The organism is Streptococcus sp. k-378 (assembly GCF_013277505.1).
Classification (GTDB): Bacteria; Bacillota; Bacilli; order Lactobacillales; family Streptococcaceae; genus Streptococcus; species Streptococcus pseudopneumoniae.
The window spans coordinates 1-14811 of the sequence record NZ_VMNC01000009.1 but is presented as its reverse complement, the minus strand read 5'-3'; the positions used below and the strand labels follow the sequence as shown (position 1 = coordinate 14811).

The following is a 14811-nucleotide window of genomic DNA, read 5'->3' as shown; positions in this document are numbered from 1 at the left end:
TCCATCACGGCAGATAATGTTACAGAATTTAACCGCTTGTCTGATGTATTTTCTGAGGAACATATCTATTATGCGCACCCCTATGCCTCTTGGGAAAAGGGGAACTAATGAGAATCACAACAGGCTCATTCGGAGATGGTTACCTAAGGGGACTAAGAAAACGACTCCCAAAGAAGTCGCATTCATCGAAAATTGGATTAATAACTATCCTAAAAAATGCTTGAACTACAAATCACCCAGAGAAGACTTCTTCATGGCTAACTTGAACTTGAAATTTGGCCTCCTTGTCTGATTTGTCTGACTAGTGCAAGCTGGTCGGATTTGTGGTAAAATAGATAAGATATGACAAAAGAATTTCATCATGTAACGGTCTTACTCCACGAAACGATTGATATGCTTGACGTAAAGCCCGACGGTATCTACGTTGATGCGACTTTGGGTGGAGCAGGCCATAGCGAGTATTTATTAAGTAAATTAAGTGAAAAAGGCCATCTCTATGCCTTTGACCAGGACCAGAATGCCATTGACAATGCGCAAAAACGCTTGGTACCTTACATTGAGAAGGGAATGGTGACCTTTATCAAGGATAACTTCCGTCATTTACAGGCACGTTTGCGTGAAGCTGGTGTTCAAGAAATTGATGGAATTTGTTATGACTTGGGAGTGTCTAGTCCTCAATTAGACCAGCGTGAGCGTGGTTTTTCTTATAAAAAGGATGCGCCACTGGACATGCGGATGAATCAGGAAGCTAGTCTGACAGCCTATGAAGTGGTGAATCACTATGACTATCATGACTTGGTTCGTATTTTCTTCAAGTATGGAGAGGACAAATTCTCTAAACAGATTGCCCGCAAGATTGAACAAGCGCGTGATCTGAAACCTATCGAGACTACGACTGAATTGGCAGAAATTATCAAGTCGGCCAAGCCTGCCAAGGAACTCAAGAAGAAGGGTCACCCTGCCAAGCAGATTTTCCAAGCTATTCGAATTGAAGTTAACGATGAGCTGGGGGCGGCAGATGAGTCCATCCAGCAGGCTATGGATATGTTGGCTCTGGATGGTAGAATCTCAGTGATTACCTTCCATTCGCTAGAAGACCGCTTGACCAAGCAATTGTTCAAGGAAGCTTCAACAGTTGAAGTTCCAAAAGGCTTGCCTTTCATCCCAGATGATCTCAAGCCCAAGATGGAATTGGTAGCCCGTAAGCCAATTTTGCCAAGTGCAGAAGAATTAGAAGCCAATAACCGCTCGCACTCAGCCAAGTTGCGCGTGGCTAGAAAAATTCACAAGTAAGAGGAAAAATGATGGCAGAAAGAATGGAAAAAACAGGTCAAATACTACAGATGCAACTTAAACGGTTTTCGCGTGTGGAAAAAGCTTTTTACTTTTCCATTGCTGTAACCACTCTTATTGTAGCCATTAGTATTATTTTTATGCAGACCAAGCTCTTGCAAGTGCAGAATGATTTGACAAAAATCAATGCGCAGATAGAGGAAAAGAAGACCGAATTGGACGATGCCAAGCAAGAGGTCAATGAACTATTACGTGCAGAACGTTTGAAAGAAATTGCCAATTCACACGATTTGCAATTAAACAATGAAAATATTCGAATAGCGGAGTAAGATATGAAGTGGACAAAAAAAGTAATCCGTTATGCGACCAAAAATCGGAAATCGCCGGCTGAAAACAGACGCAGAGTTGGAAAAAGTCTGAGTTTATTATCTGTCTTTGTTTTTGCCGTTTTTTTAGTCAATTTTGCGGTCATCATTGGGACGGGCACTCGCTTTGGAACAGATTTAGCGAGGGAAGCTAAGAAGGTTCATCAAACCACCCGTACAGTTCCTGCCAAACGTGGGACTATTTATGACCGAAATGGAGTCCCTATTGCTGAGGATGCGACATCTTATAATGTTTATGCGGTTATTGATGAGAACTATAAGTCAGCAACGGGTAAGATTCTTTACGTAGAAAAAACACAATTTAACAAGGTTGCAGAGGTCTTTCATAAGTATCTGGACATGGAAGAATCTTATGTAAGAGAGCAACTCTCGCAACCTAATCTCAAGCAAGTTTCTTTTGGAGCAAAGGGAAATGGGATTACCTATGCCAATATGATGACTATCAAAAAAGAGTTGGAAACTGCAGAGGTCAAGGGAATTGATTTTACAACCAGTCCCAATCGTAGTTACCCAAACGGACAATTTGCTTCTAGTTTTATCGGTCTAGCTCAGCTCCATGAAAATGAAGATGGAAGCAAGAGTTTGCTGGGAACTTCTGGGATGGAGAGTTCCTTGAACAGTATTCTTGCAGGGAAAGACGGTATTATTACCTATGAAAAGGATCGTCTGGGTAATATTGTCCCCGGAACAGAACAAGTTTCCCAGCAAACGGTAGATGGCAAGGATGTTTATACAACTATTTCCAGCACCCTTCAGTCCTTCATGGAGACACAGATGAATGCCTTTCAAGAAAAAATAAAAGGCAAGTATATGACGGCTACCTTGGTTAGTGCTAAAACGGGGGAGATTCTTGCAACGACGCAGAGACCAACCTTTGATGCCGATACTAAGGAAGGACTTACCAAGGACTTTGTTTGGCGTGATATCCTCTATCAAAGTAACTATGAGCCAGGGTCACCCATGAAGGTCATGACGCTCGCTGCTGCTATTGATAATAATACTTTCCCAGGAGGAGAAGTTTTCAATAGTAGTGAGTTAAAAGTAGCAGATGTTACTACCCGAGATTGGGACGTCAATGAAGGATTAACTGTCGGAGGAATGATGACCTTTTCTCAAGGGTTCGCTCACTCAAGTAACGTTGGGATGACCCTTCTTGAGCAAAAGATGGGAGATGCTACCTGGCTTGATTATCTTAATCGCTTTAAATTTGGTGTTCCGACCCGTTTCGGTTTGACGGATGAGTATGCTGGGCAACTTCCTGCGGATAATATTGTCAGCATTGGGCAAAGCTCATTTGGGCAAGGGATTTCAGTGACCCAGACGCAAATGATTCGTGCCTTTACCGCTATTGCCAATGATGGCGTCATGCTAGAACCTAAATTTATCAGTGCCTTGTATGACCCAAATGACCAATCTGTTCGGAAATCTCAAAAAGAGATTGTAGGAAATCCTGTTTCTAAAGATGCAGCGAGCTTGACGCGAACGCATATGGTTTTAGTCGGTACCGATCCAGTATATGGAACTATGTATAATCATAAGACAGGGAAACCAACTGTAACTGTTCCTGGGCAAAATGTAGCCCTCAAGTCTGGTACGGCTCAGATTGCCGATGAGAAAAATGGAGGTTACTTAGTTGGTACGACCAATTACATTTTTTCGGCTGTGTCGATGAATCCAGCTGAAAATCCTGATTTTATCTTGTATGTGACGGTCCAACAACCTGAACATTATTCAGGTATTCAGTTGGGAGAATTTGCCAATCCTATCTTGGAGCGGGCTTCAGCTATGAAAGACTCTCTCAATCTTCAAACAGCAGCTAAAGCTTTGGAGCAAGTAAGTCAACAAAGTCCTTATCCTATGCCTAGTGTCAAGGATATTTCACCTGGTGATTTAGCAGAAGAATTGCGTCGCAATCTTGTACAACCTATTGTTGTGGGAACAGGAACGAAGATTAAAAACAGTTCTGCTGAAGAAGGGAAGAATCTTGCCCCGAATCAGCAAGTCCTGATCTTATCTGATAAAGCAGAGGAAGTTCCAGATATGTATGGTTGGACAAAAGAGACTGCTGAGACCTTTGCTAAGTGGCTCAATATAGAACTTGAATTTGAAGGTTCGGGCTCTACTGTGCAGAAGCAAGATGTTCGTGCTAACACAGCTATCAAGGACATTAAAAAAATTACATTAACTTTAGGAGACTAATATGTTTATTTCCATCAGTGCTGGAATTGTGACATTTTTACTAACTTTAGTAGGAATTCCGGCCTTTATCAAATTTTATAGAAAGGCGCAAATTACAGGCCAGCAGATGCATGAGGATGTCAAACAGCATCAGGCAAAAGCTGGGACTCCTACAATGGGAGGTTTGGTTTTCTTAATTGCTTCTGTTTTGGTTGCCTTCTTTTTTGCCCTATTTAGTAGCCAATTCAGCAATAATGTAGGAATGATTTTGTTCATCTTGGTCCTTTATGGACTTGTCGGATTTTTAGATGACTTTCTTAAGGTTTTTCGTAAAATCAATGAGGGGCTTAATCCTAAACAGAAATTGGCTCTTCAGCTTCTAGGTGGCGTCATTTTCTACCTTTTCTATGAGCGCGGTGGAGATATGCTTTCTGTCTTTGGTTACCAAGTGCATCTAGGGCTTTTCTATATTATCTTCGCTCTTTTCTGGCTAGTTGGTTTTTCAAACGCAGTGAACTTGACAGATGGTATTGACGGTTTAGCTAGTATTTCCGTTGTGATTAGTTTGTCTGCCTATGGAGTTATTGCCTATGTGCAAGGTCAGATGGATATTCTTCTGGTGATTTTGGCCATGATTGGTGGTTTACTTGGTTTCTTTGTCTTTAACCATAAGCCTGCTAAAGTCTTTATGGGAGATGTGGGAAGTTTGGCTCTCGGTGGAATGCTGGCAGCTATCTCTATGGCTCTCCACCAAGAATGGACTCTCTTGATTATCGGAATTGTTTATGTCTTTGAAACAACTTCGGTCATGATGCAAGTCAGCTATTTCAAAATGACTGGTGGCAAACGTATTTTCCGTATGACGCCTGTGCATCACCATTTTGAGCTTGGAGGATTGTCTGGTAAAGGAAATCCTTGGAGCGAGTGGAAGGTTGACTTCTTCTTTTGGGGAGTGGGACTTCTAGCAAGTCTCTTGACACTAGCAATTTTGTATTTGGTGTAAGAATGGCACCCTGACGTTTCAGGGTGTTTTTGCTTTTTAAAAAATATTGGTCAATTAAAGTCAAATCTCTTGACCTTTTCTGACTAATGTAGTATATTATGAAGGTAAGGTAAATGACAGCCTTACGTGAACAATGATTTAAAGTAAAATAGAAAGAGGTGTGTCTATGTTTAATCTAGAAATCTTCAGAAGTAAAGATAGTCTACTCCTACTTGAAAAAGAAAAACCAGAAATAGTACCTAGAGTAGCCATTTAGCTAGTCTAAATTTTTTAAGACAAAGGTCAAAGATAGTCAATATCAGTAATCATAACTAAGTAAACAAAAAGAGGTAAAGAATATGAACAACAACTTTAATAATTTTAACAACATGGATGATCTATTTAACCAATTGATGGGTGGTATGCGAGGATACAGTTCTGAAAATCGCCGTTACTTGATTAATGGATGTGAAGTCACACCTGAGGAATTTGCTCATTATCGTGCAACTGGTCAACTGCCAGGAAATGCAGAGACTGATGGACAAATGCCACAACATACGTCAGGTATGAAACAAGACGGTGTCCTTGCTAAACTAGGTCGAAACTTGACTGCAGAAGCGCGTGAGGGTAAGTTGGATCCTGTTATCGGACGAAACAAGGAAATTCAAGAAGCATCTGAAATCCTTTCACGCCGTACCAAGAACAATCCTGTTTTAGTCGGAGACGCAGGTGTTGGTAAGACAGCTGTTGTCGAAGGCCTAGCACAAGCGATTGTGAACGGAGATGTCCCAGCTGCCATCAAGAACAAGGAAATTATTTCCATTGATATCTCAGGTCTTGAGGCTGGGACTCAATACCGCGGTAGTTTTGAAGAAAACGTTCAAAACTTAGTCAATGAGGTCAAAGAAGCAGGGAATATTATCCTCTTCTTTGATGAAATTCACCAAATCCTCGGTGCTGGATCTACTGGAGGTGACAGTGGTTCTAAAGGGCTTGCAGACATTCTCAAGCCAGCCCTCTCTCGTGGAGAATTGACAGTGATTGGCGCAACTACTCAAGATGAATACCGTAATACTATCTTGAAAAATGCAGCCCTTGCTCGTCGTTTCAACGAAGTCAAGGTCAATGCTCCTTCAGCAGAGGATACATATAAAATTCTTCAAGGAATTCGTGATCTCTATCAACAACACCACAATGTCATCTTGCCAGACGAAGTTTTGAAAGCGGCAGTGGATTATTCTGTTCAGTATATTCCTCAACGTAGCTTGCCAGATAAGGCTATTGACCTTGTCGATGTAACGGCTGCTCACTTGGCAGCTCAACATCCTGTAACAGATGTCCATGCTGTTGAACGGGAAATCGAGGCGGAAAAAGACAAGCAAGAAAAAGCTGTTGAGGCAGAAGATTTTGAAGCAGCCCTAAACTATAAAACACGTATCGCAGAATTAGAAAAGAAAATCGAAAACCACACAGAAGATATGAAAGTGACTGCAAGTGTCAACGATGTGGCTGAGTCTGTAGAACGAATGACCGGTATTCCAGTGTCACAAATGGGAGCATCAGACATCGAACGTCTGAAAGATATGGCTCATCGTCTGCAAGATAAGGTAATCGGTCAAGATAAGGCAGTTGAAGCTGTAGCCCGTGCTATCCGTCGTAACCGTGCCGGTTTTGATGAAGGCAATCGCCCAATCGGTAGCTTCCTCTTTGTAGGTCCTACTGGTGTTGGTAAGACTGAGTTGGCTAAACAATTGGCTCTTGATATGTTCGGAACCAAGGACGCTATCATCCGTTTGGACATGTCAGAATACAGCGACCGCACAGCCGTATCTAAGCTAATTGGTACAACTGCAGGTTATGTTGGTTACGATGACAACAACAATACCTTGACAGAACGCGTCCGTCGCAATCCATACTCAATCGTCCTTCTCGACGAAATTGAAAAGGCTGACCCTCAAGTCATTACCCTTCTCCTCCAAGTCTTGGATGATGGTCGTTTGACTGATGGCCAAGGAAATACCGTTAACTTTAAAAACACTGTCATTATTGCGACCTCAAATGCTGGATTTGGCTATGAAGCCAACTTGACAGAAGATGCGGACAAACCAGAATTGATGGACCGTTTGAAACCATTCTTCCGTCCAGAATTCCTCAACCGCTTTAATGCAGTTATCGAGTTCTCGCACTTGACCAAGGAAGACCTTTCTAAGATTGTAGACCTTATGTTGGTTGAAGTTAACCAAACCTTGGCTAAGAAAGACATTGACTTGGTAGTCAGTCAAGCGGCTAAAGATTATATCACAGAAGAAGGCTACGACGAAGTCATGGGGGTTCGTCCTCTCCGTCGCGTGGTTGAACAAGAAATTCGTGATAAGGTGACAGACTTCCACTTGGATCATTTAGATGCTAAACATCTGGAAGCAGATATGGAAGATGGCGTTTTGGTTATTCGTGAGAAAGCCTAAGATATAATTTTGAGGATAAAAAAGAAGGAGCCAGCTGAAAAAAACTGGTTCCTTTTGTGTTTAAATCACATGACGTTCAAAGGCATCATCTGAAATCCCTTGTTCCAAGATGAGTTTTGCCCATTCTTTAGCAGAGAAGAGGCTGTGGTCCTTGTAGTTTCCGCAAGATTCGATGGTTGTCCCTGGGACATCTTCCCAAGTAGTAGTTTCAGCGATTTCCTTGAGCGAATCCTTGATAACAGCTGCGATTTCAGCACTGGTGTGGCGTCCCCACATAATCATGTGGAAGCCTGTGCGGCAACCAAATGGCGAACAGTCAATCATGCCGTCAATGCGGGTACGGATGAGTTTGGCTAAGAGGTGCTCGATAGTGTGAAGGCCGGCAGTAGGGATAGAGTCTTCATTTGGTTGCACCAAGCGAATATCATAATTGGAGATGATGTCTCCTTTTGGTCCTGTTTCTTCCCCAATCAAGCGAACATAGGGTGCCTTGACAATGGTGTGGTCAAGTTCAAAACTTTCAACAATAACTTCTTTTGACATGGTAAATCCTTTCAGTTTTCTTCTTTCATTATAACATAAAGCTGGCTCCTGAGACAGAGAGAAAACCTCTCCGAGAGTGGAGAGGTTCAAATCTTTACTTACGATACAAACGGTCGTATTGGTAGTAAGGGTCAAAGGTTACATTGATACCCAATTTACGAAGGACATTTTTGTCTTCATCAGTCAAGATGATAGTTGAGTGGGCTTCGCTTCCTTTGAGGTTGTCAAGCTCTTCCATAGCACGAGCGGCATCAGAATTTTCTGTAGCTGTGATGGCAAGAGCAATCAGGATTTCATTTGAATGGAGGCGTGGATTGCGGCTACCGAGATGATCGATTTTAAGACCTTGGATCGGTTTGACAACTTCAGGTTCGATGAGTTTTACTTCTTTAGCGATGTCAGCTGATTTCTTGATGGCGTTGATAAGAGCAGCGGCTGTAGGGCCAAAGAGTTCTGAGTTCTTACCAGTGACAATTTCCCCACTTGGCAATTCAAGGGCTAGGGCTGGTCCGCCAGTTTCTTCTGCTTTTTGGCGCGCAACGACAGCAACCTTACGGTCTGAAGGTGTGATACCGAGGTCGTTCATGAGTAACTCGATTTTCTTGACAGCAGCTTCGCCAACTTTTTCGGCTTTGAAATCAAGAACAGTCTGATAGTAGCGACGGATGATTTCTTGTTTAGAGGCTTCGACAGCAGCCTCATTATCTGTAATAGCGAAACCAACCATGTTGACACCCATATCTGTCGGAGAAGAGTATGGGGACTCCCCTAGGATACGTTCCAACATGCGTTTCAGCACTGGGAAAATCTCGATATCACGGTTGTAGTTGACAGTGGTCTCTACGTAAGTTTGGAGATGGAAGGGGTCGATCATGTTGACATCATCAAGGTCAGCTGTGGCAGCCTCGTAGGCCAAATTGACTGGGTGATGAAGGGGAAGATTCCAAACTGGGAAGGTTTCAAATTTAGCGTAGCCAGACTTGATGCCATTGATTTGGTCGTGGTACATATTGGACATACAAGTTGCCAATTTTCCAGAACCAGGTCCAGGAGCGGTTACGACGATCAAGTTGCGACTGGTTTTGATGTAGTCATTTTTCCCCATACCTTCTGGAGAAATGATGTGATCCATATCTGTTGGATATCCTTTGATTGGATAATGAAGATAAGAATCAATTCCGTTTTTCTCGAGTTGGTTGCGGAAGACATCTGCAGCTGGTTGGCCAGCGTACTGTGTGATGACCACTGAGCCGACAAAAATTCCCAGTTCATTGAATTTGTCAATCAAGCGAAGGACTTCTTGGTCATAAGAAATGCCTAAGTCGCCACGTGCTTTGGAATGCTCGATATTACTTGCATTAATAGCAATCACGACCTCAACCTGCTCTTTCAATTCTTGCAAGAGCTTGATTTTATTGTCAGGCTCATAACCAGGAAGGACACGAGCAGCGTGGAAATCTTCTAACATTTTGCCACCAAACTCCAAGTAGAGTTTACCGTCAAATTGATTAATGCGCTCCAAAATGTGGTCGCGCTGTAGATTCAAATATTGTTCAGAATTAAAAGCTTGTTTTTTCATTTTTTTACCTCTGACCTCTATTATAATAAAAAATTGGAAGTTAGGAAACTATGGAGTTAAAAAAGGAATCAAAAAGATTAGGCGAAGGCTTGCACAAAAATTCAAAAAGCGCTATCATAGATTGTAGATTATTAAAATAATGAGGTAAGAAGATGCAAGAAAAATGGTGGCACAATGCCGTAGTTTATCAAGTTTATCCAAAGAGTTTCATGGACAGCAACGGAGATGGAATTGGCGATTTGCCAGGAATTACCAGTAAGTTAGACTATCTAGCCAAGCTAGGGATTACAGCGATTTGGCTTTCTCCCGTTTATGACAGCCCTATGGATGATAATGGCTACGATATTGCTGATTATCAAGCGATTGCAACGATTTTTGGAACCATGGAGGATATGGATCAACTGATTGCGGAAGCTAAGAAGCGTGATATTCGTATCATCATGGACTTGGTGGTCAATCATACCTCGGATGAACATGCTTGGTTTGTAGAGGCCTGTGAAAATCCTAATAGCCCTGAGCGAGACTACTATATCTGGCGCGATGAACCCAATGACCTAGATTCTATCTTTAGTGGGTCTGCTTGGGAATACGATGAAAAGTCAGGTCAATACTATCTCCACTTTTTCAGTAAGAAACAGCCGGATCTCAACTGGGAAAATGAAAAACTTCGCCAGAAAATTTATGATATGATGGACTTCTGGATTGATAAAGGTATTGGTGGTTTCCGTATGGATGTTATTGACATGATTGGCAAAATTCCTGACGAGAAGGTAGTCAATAATGGTCCTATGCTTCATCCCTATCTCAAGGAAATGAATCAGGCGACCTTTGGAGATAAGGATCTCTTGACAGTAGGGGAGACTTGGGGAGCAACGCCAGAGATTGCCAAGCTCTACTCTGATCCAAAGGGGCAAGAATTGTCTATGGTCTTCCAGTTTGAACATATCGGTCTTCAGTATCAGGAAGGTCAGCCTAAATGGCACTATCAAAAAGAGCTGAATATCGCTAAGTTAAAAGAAATCTTCAACAAATGGCAGACAGAGTTAGGAGTTGAGGACGGCTGGAATTCCCTCTTCTGGAACAACCATGACCTCCCTCGTATTGTCTCAATCTGGGGAAATGACCAAGAATACCGCGAAAAATCTGCCAAAGCCTTTGCAATCTTACTTCATCTCATGAGAGGAACTCCTTATATCTACCAAGGTGAGGAGATTGGGATGACCAACTATCCGTTTGAAACACTGGATCAAGTAGAAGATATTGAATCCCTCAACTATGCGCGTGAGGCTCTTGAAAAAGGTGTTCCGCTGGAAGAAATTATGGACAGTATCCGTGCCATTGGACGTGACAATGCCCGTACCCCTATGCAATGGGACGAGAGCAAAAACGCCGGTTTCTCGGCAGGTCAGCCTTGGTTGGCGGTTAATCCAAATTACGAGATGATCAATGTCCAAGAAGCGCTGGCAAGTTCAGATTCTATTTTCTATACCTATCAGAAACTGGTCCAAATTCGCAAGGAGAATAGCTGGCTAATTCGAGCTGACTTTGAATTGCTTGACACGGCTGACAAGGTCTTTGCCTATATCCGTAAAGATGGCGACCGTCGTTTCCTAGTTGTGGCTAACTTGTCCAATGAAGAGCAAGACTTGGCAGTAGAAGGAAACGTCAAATCGGTCTTGATTGAAAACACCCTAGCTCAAGAAGTCTTTGAAAAACAAATCTTAGCTCCATGGGATGCTTTCTGTGTGGAATTACTATAAATATTTTTTACAGAAAAATTTAAAATTGAAATCGCATAAAAACAAGGGAAGGTTGTATGAAAAGGCAGAAATCCTTTGTTTTTTATAACCAAGGTTTATAAACTTTCATTCTCGAAATTCAATTAACTTTACAAATTTCCACTATTTTGGTAAAACAAACCTATGTTACAAAAACTAACATAAAGTAGAAGGGAGATGAATACAAAAAAGAGTGTCCTTAGTGCAGGCCTGACTTTTGCATTTGCCTTGCTTTTAGCTGCTTGCGGACAATCAGGTTCAGATACAAAAACTTACTCATCAACCTTTAGTGGAAATCCAACTGCATTTAACTACTTGTTAGACTACTACGCTGATAATACAGCCATCATTACCAACCTAGTTGATGGTTTGCTTGAAAATGACAATTACGGAAATCTAGTTCCGTCTTTAGCAGAGGACTGGTCTGTTTCAAGCGGCGGTCTGACTTATACTTACAAATTGAGAAAAGTGCCAAATGGTTCACGGCTGACGGTGAAGAGTACGCCCCAGTTAAGGCACAAGATTTTGTGACAGGTATCAAGTACGCAGTGGATAATAAATCACAGGCCATTGACTTGATTCAAAACTCGATTAAGGGCTTGAATGATTATATTACAGGAGCGAATTCTGACTTTTCTAAGGTTGGGGTGAAGGCCATTGACGACCAGACTGTTGAGTATACTTTGTCACGGTCAGAACCTTACTGGAACTCAAAAACAACCAACAGTATTCTTTTCCCAGTAAACGAAGAGTTTTTAAACTCAAAAGGGAAAGATTTTGGTACCCTATCTCCAGATAGTATTCTCTACAGCGGACCTTATTTGTTAAAAGATTTCACATCAAAATCATCAATCGAGTATGCGAAAAATCCGCATTACTATGATCATGACAAAGTATCAATTGAACATGTGAAATTGGCCTATTTTGATGGTTCAGACCAAGAATTGACCATCCGTAACTTTGAAAGTGGAGCTTATTCTATCGCTGGGGTTTATCCAAATAGTTCTAACTTGGCTAAGACCAAGGAGAAATATAAGGATAATATCGTCTATAGCTTGCAGGACAAGACTTCTTGGTATTTCAATTTCAACGTTAACCGTAAGGCCTACAATCACACTGCTAAAACGACAGATGAGCAGAAGAAGTCAACTGAGACAGCTGTTTTGAACAAGAACTTCCGCCAAGCGGTGAACTTTGCCTTGGACCGCACAGCCTATTCTGCTCAGTCAAATGGGGAAGAAGCAGCTAGCAAGACTCTTCGTAACACCCTAGTACCTCCTACATTTGTCCAAGTTGGAGACAAGACCTTTGGAGAAGTAGTCGCTTCTAAATTGGTCAACTACGGAACAGAATGGGCAGGTATGAACCTGGCAGATGCTCAGGATGCCTATTTCAACAAAGAAAAAGCCCAAGCAAAATTTGCGGAAGCTAAAAAAAATTGGCAAATCAAGGTGTGACTTTCCCAATTCACTTGGATGTTGCAGTTGATCAGACAAGTAAAAATGCTGTGACAGGCATGAACTCAGTTAAGTAGACCCTTGAGTCGGTTTTGGGGGCTGATAACATCGTCATTGATGTTCAGCAACTTTTAACAGATGATTTTAATAATGTAGCCTTCTTAGCACCGACAGCAGCTGATAGAGACTATGATTTGAACTTTGATGGCTGGGTAGGTGACTATCAAGATCCATCAACTTATCTCAATCCTTTCAATGCAGAGGATGGATTCTACCTTAAGATTTTTGGACTAGATGCCAAGGAAGATAAGGAAAAAATCACTAGCCTAGGTCTGGATACCTATACTAATATACTTAAAGATGCAGATAGTGAAAATAAAGATGTAGCCAAACGTTACGAAAAATATGCTGAAGCACAGGCTTGGATGATTGATAATTCTCTGATTATGTCAGCTATGTAAAGTGGTGGAACAGCATCTGTAACCAAAGTAACGCCATTTACAAGAGGCTATTCATTGGCTGGTATTAAGGGTGATGGCAATAACTACAAGTACATGAAACTGCAAAAGACACTGTGACGACTAAACAGTTTGAAGAAGCTAAGACCAAATGGGATCAAGAAAGCAAAAAAGCAATCGAAAAAGCCCAAAAAGAAGCAGAAAAACATGTTAAATAGTTAGAAATAGCCCTTTCAAGGAAAATCATAAAGACAAACATCAGTTTTGGTGCTTGTCTTTTTAAATCACTCGGCTATTGAAAACTGAGAAATGATTTGTTTTGTGCTAAAATAGATTGAAACGAATACTCAATAAAAATTAAAGAGTAACTGAGAAGTTAGCTCAAAGTACTGTTTTGAGGTTGCAGATGGACGCTGACGTGGTTTGAAGAGATTTTCGAAGAGTATAAGATTCTCTCTTTTGCTATAGTTAAGGAGATGAGAGGTAAATGATAAGGGAGAGACTATGTACGACTATCTAATCGTTGGTGCTGGTTTGTCGGGAGCAATTTTTGCTTATGAAGCAACCAAGCGTGGAAAAAAAGTAAAAGTTATTGATAAACGTGACCACATTGGTGGAAATATCTACTGTGAGAATGTAGAAGGGGTTAATGTTCATAAATATGGTGCCCATATCTTTCATACTTCTAGTAAAAAAGTTTGGGATTATGTGAATCAATTTGCTGAGTTTAACAATTATATCAACTCGCCTCTAGCTAATTACAAGGGTAGCCTTTATAATCTACCTTTCAATATGAATACTTTCTATGCTATATGGGGGACAAAAACTCCTCAAGAGGTCAAAGATAAGATTGCTGAGCAAACGGCTCATATGAAGGACGTTGAACCGAAAAACTTGGAAGAGCAGGCTATCAAGTTGATCGGTCCAGATATTTATGAAAAATTGATTAAAGGATATACTGAAAAGCAATGGGGACGTTCTGCTACTGACCTTCCACCGTTTATTATTAAACGTCTACCAGTTCGTTTGACTTTTGATAATAACTACTTCAATGACCGTTACCAGGGTATTCCAATTGGTGGTTACAACGTTATCATTGAAAATATGCTCAAGGATGTGGAAGTAGAACTTGGTCTTGACTTTTTTGCCAATCGTCAAGAATTAGAAGCTTCTGCTGAAAAAGTTGTCTTTACAGGGATGATTGACCAATACTTTGATTATAAACATGGTGAGTTAGAATACCGTAGTCTTCGTTTTGAGCATGAAGTTTTTGATGAAGAAAACTATCAAGGAAATGCTGTTGTCAACTATACAGAACGAGAAATTCCTTATACTCGCATTATTGAGCATAAACATTTTGAGTACGGAGCACAAGCTAAAACGGTCATTACTCGTGAATACCCAGCAGATTGGAAAGGTGGAGATGAGCCTTATTATCCAATCAATGACGAGAGAAACAATGCCCTATTTGCTAACTATCAAGAAGAAGCAGCACAGAATGATAAGGTCATTTTCTGTGGACGTTTGGCTGATTATAAATACTACGACATGCATGTAGTCATTGAACGGGCCTTGGAAGTGGTCGAGGAAGAGTTGGGACAATAATGCAAGGATTCCGTTATTTTAGAATCTTTGCTACTTAAGATTTTTATACTAAACTAAAATAAAAAAGTATTATATAATAGTAATATG

General features: G+C 41.2%; 9 protein-coding genes and 2 pseudogenes. 9 read left to right on the top strand and 2 right to left on the bottom strand.

Annotated elements, in window-relative coordinates:
• From HT719_RS00930 to HT719_RS00905, 6 genes and pseudogenes are all read left to right on the top strand, one after another.
• Positions 1–292 (top strand): annotated as a pseudogene (locus HT719_RS00930) (IS30 family transposase); the annotation flags it as partial.
• Positions 293–342: 50 nt separating this feature from the next.
• A complete protein-coding gene (rsmH, locus tag HT719_RS00925; RefSeq protein WP_172927930.1) occupies positions 343–1293 on the top strand; it encodes a 16S rRNA (cytosine(1402)-N(4))-methyltransferase RsmH in 951 nt (316 codons plus the stop codon).
• Between the two features lie 11 nt (positions 1294–1304).
• The gene (gene ftsL / locus HT719_RS00920; RefSeq protein ID WP_000840840.1) at positions 1305–1622 is read left to right on the top strand and encodes a cell division protein FtsL; all 318 of its coding nucleotides are present in this window, start codon (positions 1305–1307) and stop codon (positions 1620–1622) included.
• Between the two features lie 3 nt (positions 1623–1625).
• Positions 1626–3878, top strand: a complete 2253-nt coding sequence (pbp2X, locus tag HT719_RS00915) for a penicillin-binding protein 2X (RefSeq protein ID WP_172927928.1) — start codon at positions 1626–1628, stop codon at positions 3876–3878.
• Between the two features lies 1 nt (position 3879).
• Positions 3880–4860, top strand: coding sequence for a phospho-N-acetylmuramoyl-pentapeptide-transferase (mraY, locus tag HT719_RS00910; RefSeq protein ID WP_172927926.1), 981 nt, complete (start codon positions 3880–3882; stop codon positions 4858–4860).
• A gap of 338 nt (positions 4861–5198) precedes the next feature.
• Positions 5199–7304 (top strand): ATP-dependent Clp protease ATP-binding subunit, encoded by a 2106-nt coding sequence (locus HT719_RS00905; protein ID WP_172927924.1) that lies wholly within the window; start codon positions 5199–5201, stop codon positions 7302–7304.
• 60 nt (positions 7305–7364) lie between these two features.
• Here the strand turns inward: HT719_RS00905 and HT719_RS00900 are convergent, their stop codons facing one another.
• Both HT719_RS00900 and HT719_RS00895 read right to left on the bottom strand, forming a co-directional pair.
• Complete coding sequence (locus HT719_RS00900; RefSeq protein ID WP_000032547.1) at positions 7365–7847, bottom strand: S-ribosylhomocysteine lyase; 483 nt, start codon at positions 7845–7847, stop codon at positions 7365–7367.
• Positions 7848–7941: 94 nt separating this feature from the next.
• Positions 7942–9426 carry a DUF1846 domain-containing protein gene (locus HT719_RS00895; RefSeq protein ID WP_172927922.1) on the bottom strand — a complete coding sequence of 495 codons (1485 nt, stop codon included), beginning with the start codon at positions 9424–9426 and terminating at the stop codon, positions 7942–7944.
• Between the two features lie 152 nt (positions 9427–9578).
• Between HT719_RS00895 and HT719_RS00890 the strand changes: the two genes are divergently transcribed.
• The 3 genes and pseudogenes from HT719_RS00890 (at position 9579) to glf (ending at position 14724) form a co-directional block, all read left to right on the top strand.
• On the top strand, positions 9579–11186 hold the full coding sequence (locus HT719_RS00890; protein ID WP_172927920.1) for an alpha-glucosidase: 1608 nt from the start codon (positions 9579–9581) through the stop codon (positions 11184–11186).
• Between the two features lie 195 nt (positions 11187–11381).
• Positions 11382–13337: pseudogene (locus HT719_RS00880) on the top strand (peptide ABC transporter substrate-binding protein).
• 286 nt (positions 13338–13623) lie between these two features.
• Positions 13624–14724, top strand: a complete 1101-nt coding sequence (gene glf, locus HT719_RS00875; protein WP_100104644.1) for a UDP-galactopyranose mutase — start codon at positions 13624–13626, stop codon at positions 14722–14724.
• The last annotated feature ends 87 nt before the right edge of the window (positions 14725–14811 follow it).

What these genes read in the sequence shown, in the direction of transcription:
- rsmH (WP_172927930.1), top strand. Translation starts at nt 343, where the DNA reads ATGACAAAAGAATTTCATCATGTAACGGTCTTACTCCACGAAACGATT.
- ftsL (WP_000840840.1), top strand. Translation starts at nt 1,305, where the DNA reads ATGGCAGAAAGAATGGAAAAAACAGGTCAAATACTACAGATGCAACTT.
- pbp2X (WP_172927928.1), top strand. Translation starts at nt 1,626, where the DNA reads ATGAAGTGGACAAAAAAAGTAATCCGTTATGCGACCAAAAATCGGAAA.
- mraY (WP_172927926.1), top strand. Translation starts at nt 3,880, where the DNA reads ATGTTTATTTCCATCAGTGCTGGAATTGTGACATTTTTACTAACTTTA.
- HT719_RS00905 (WP_172927924.1), top strand. Translation starts at nt 5,199, where the DNA reads ATGAACAACAACTTTAATAATTTTAACAACATGGATGATCTATTTAAC.
- HT719_RS00900 (WP_000032547.1), bottom strand. Translation starts at nt 7,847, where the DNA reads ATGTCAAAAGAAGTTATTGTTGAAAGTTTTGAACTTGACCACACCATT.
- HT719_RS00895 (WP_172927922.1), bottom strand. Translation starts at nt 9,426, where the DNA reads ATGAAAAAACAAGCTTTTAATTCTGAACAATATTTGAATCTACAGCGC.
- HT719_RS00890 (WP_172927920.1), top strand. Translation starts at nt 9,579, where the DNA reads ATGCAAGAAAAATGGTGGCACAATGCCGTAGTTTATCAAGTTTATCCA.
- glf (WP_100104644.1), top strand. Translation starts at nt 13,624, where the DNA reads ATGTACGACTATCTAATCGTTGGTGCTGGTTTGTCGGGAGCAATTTTT.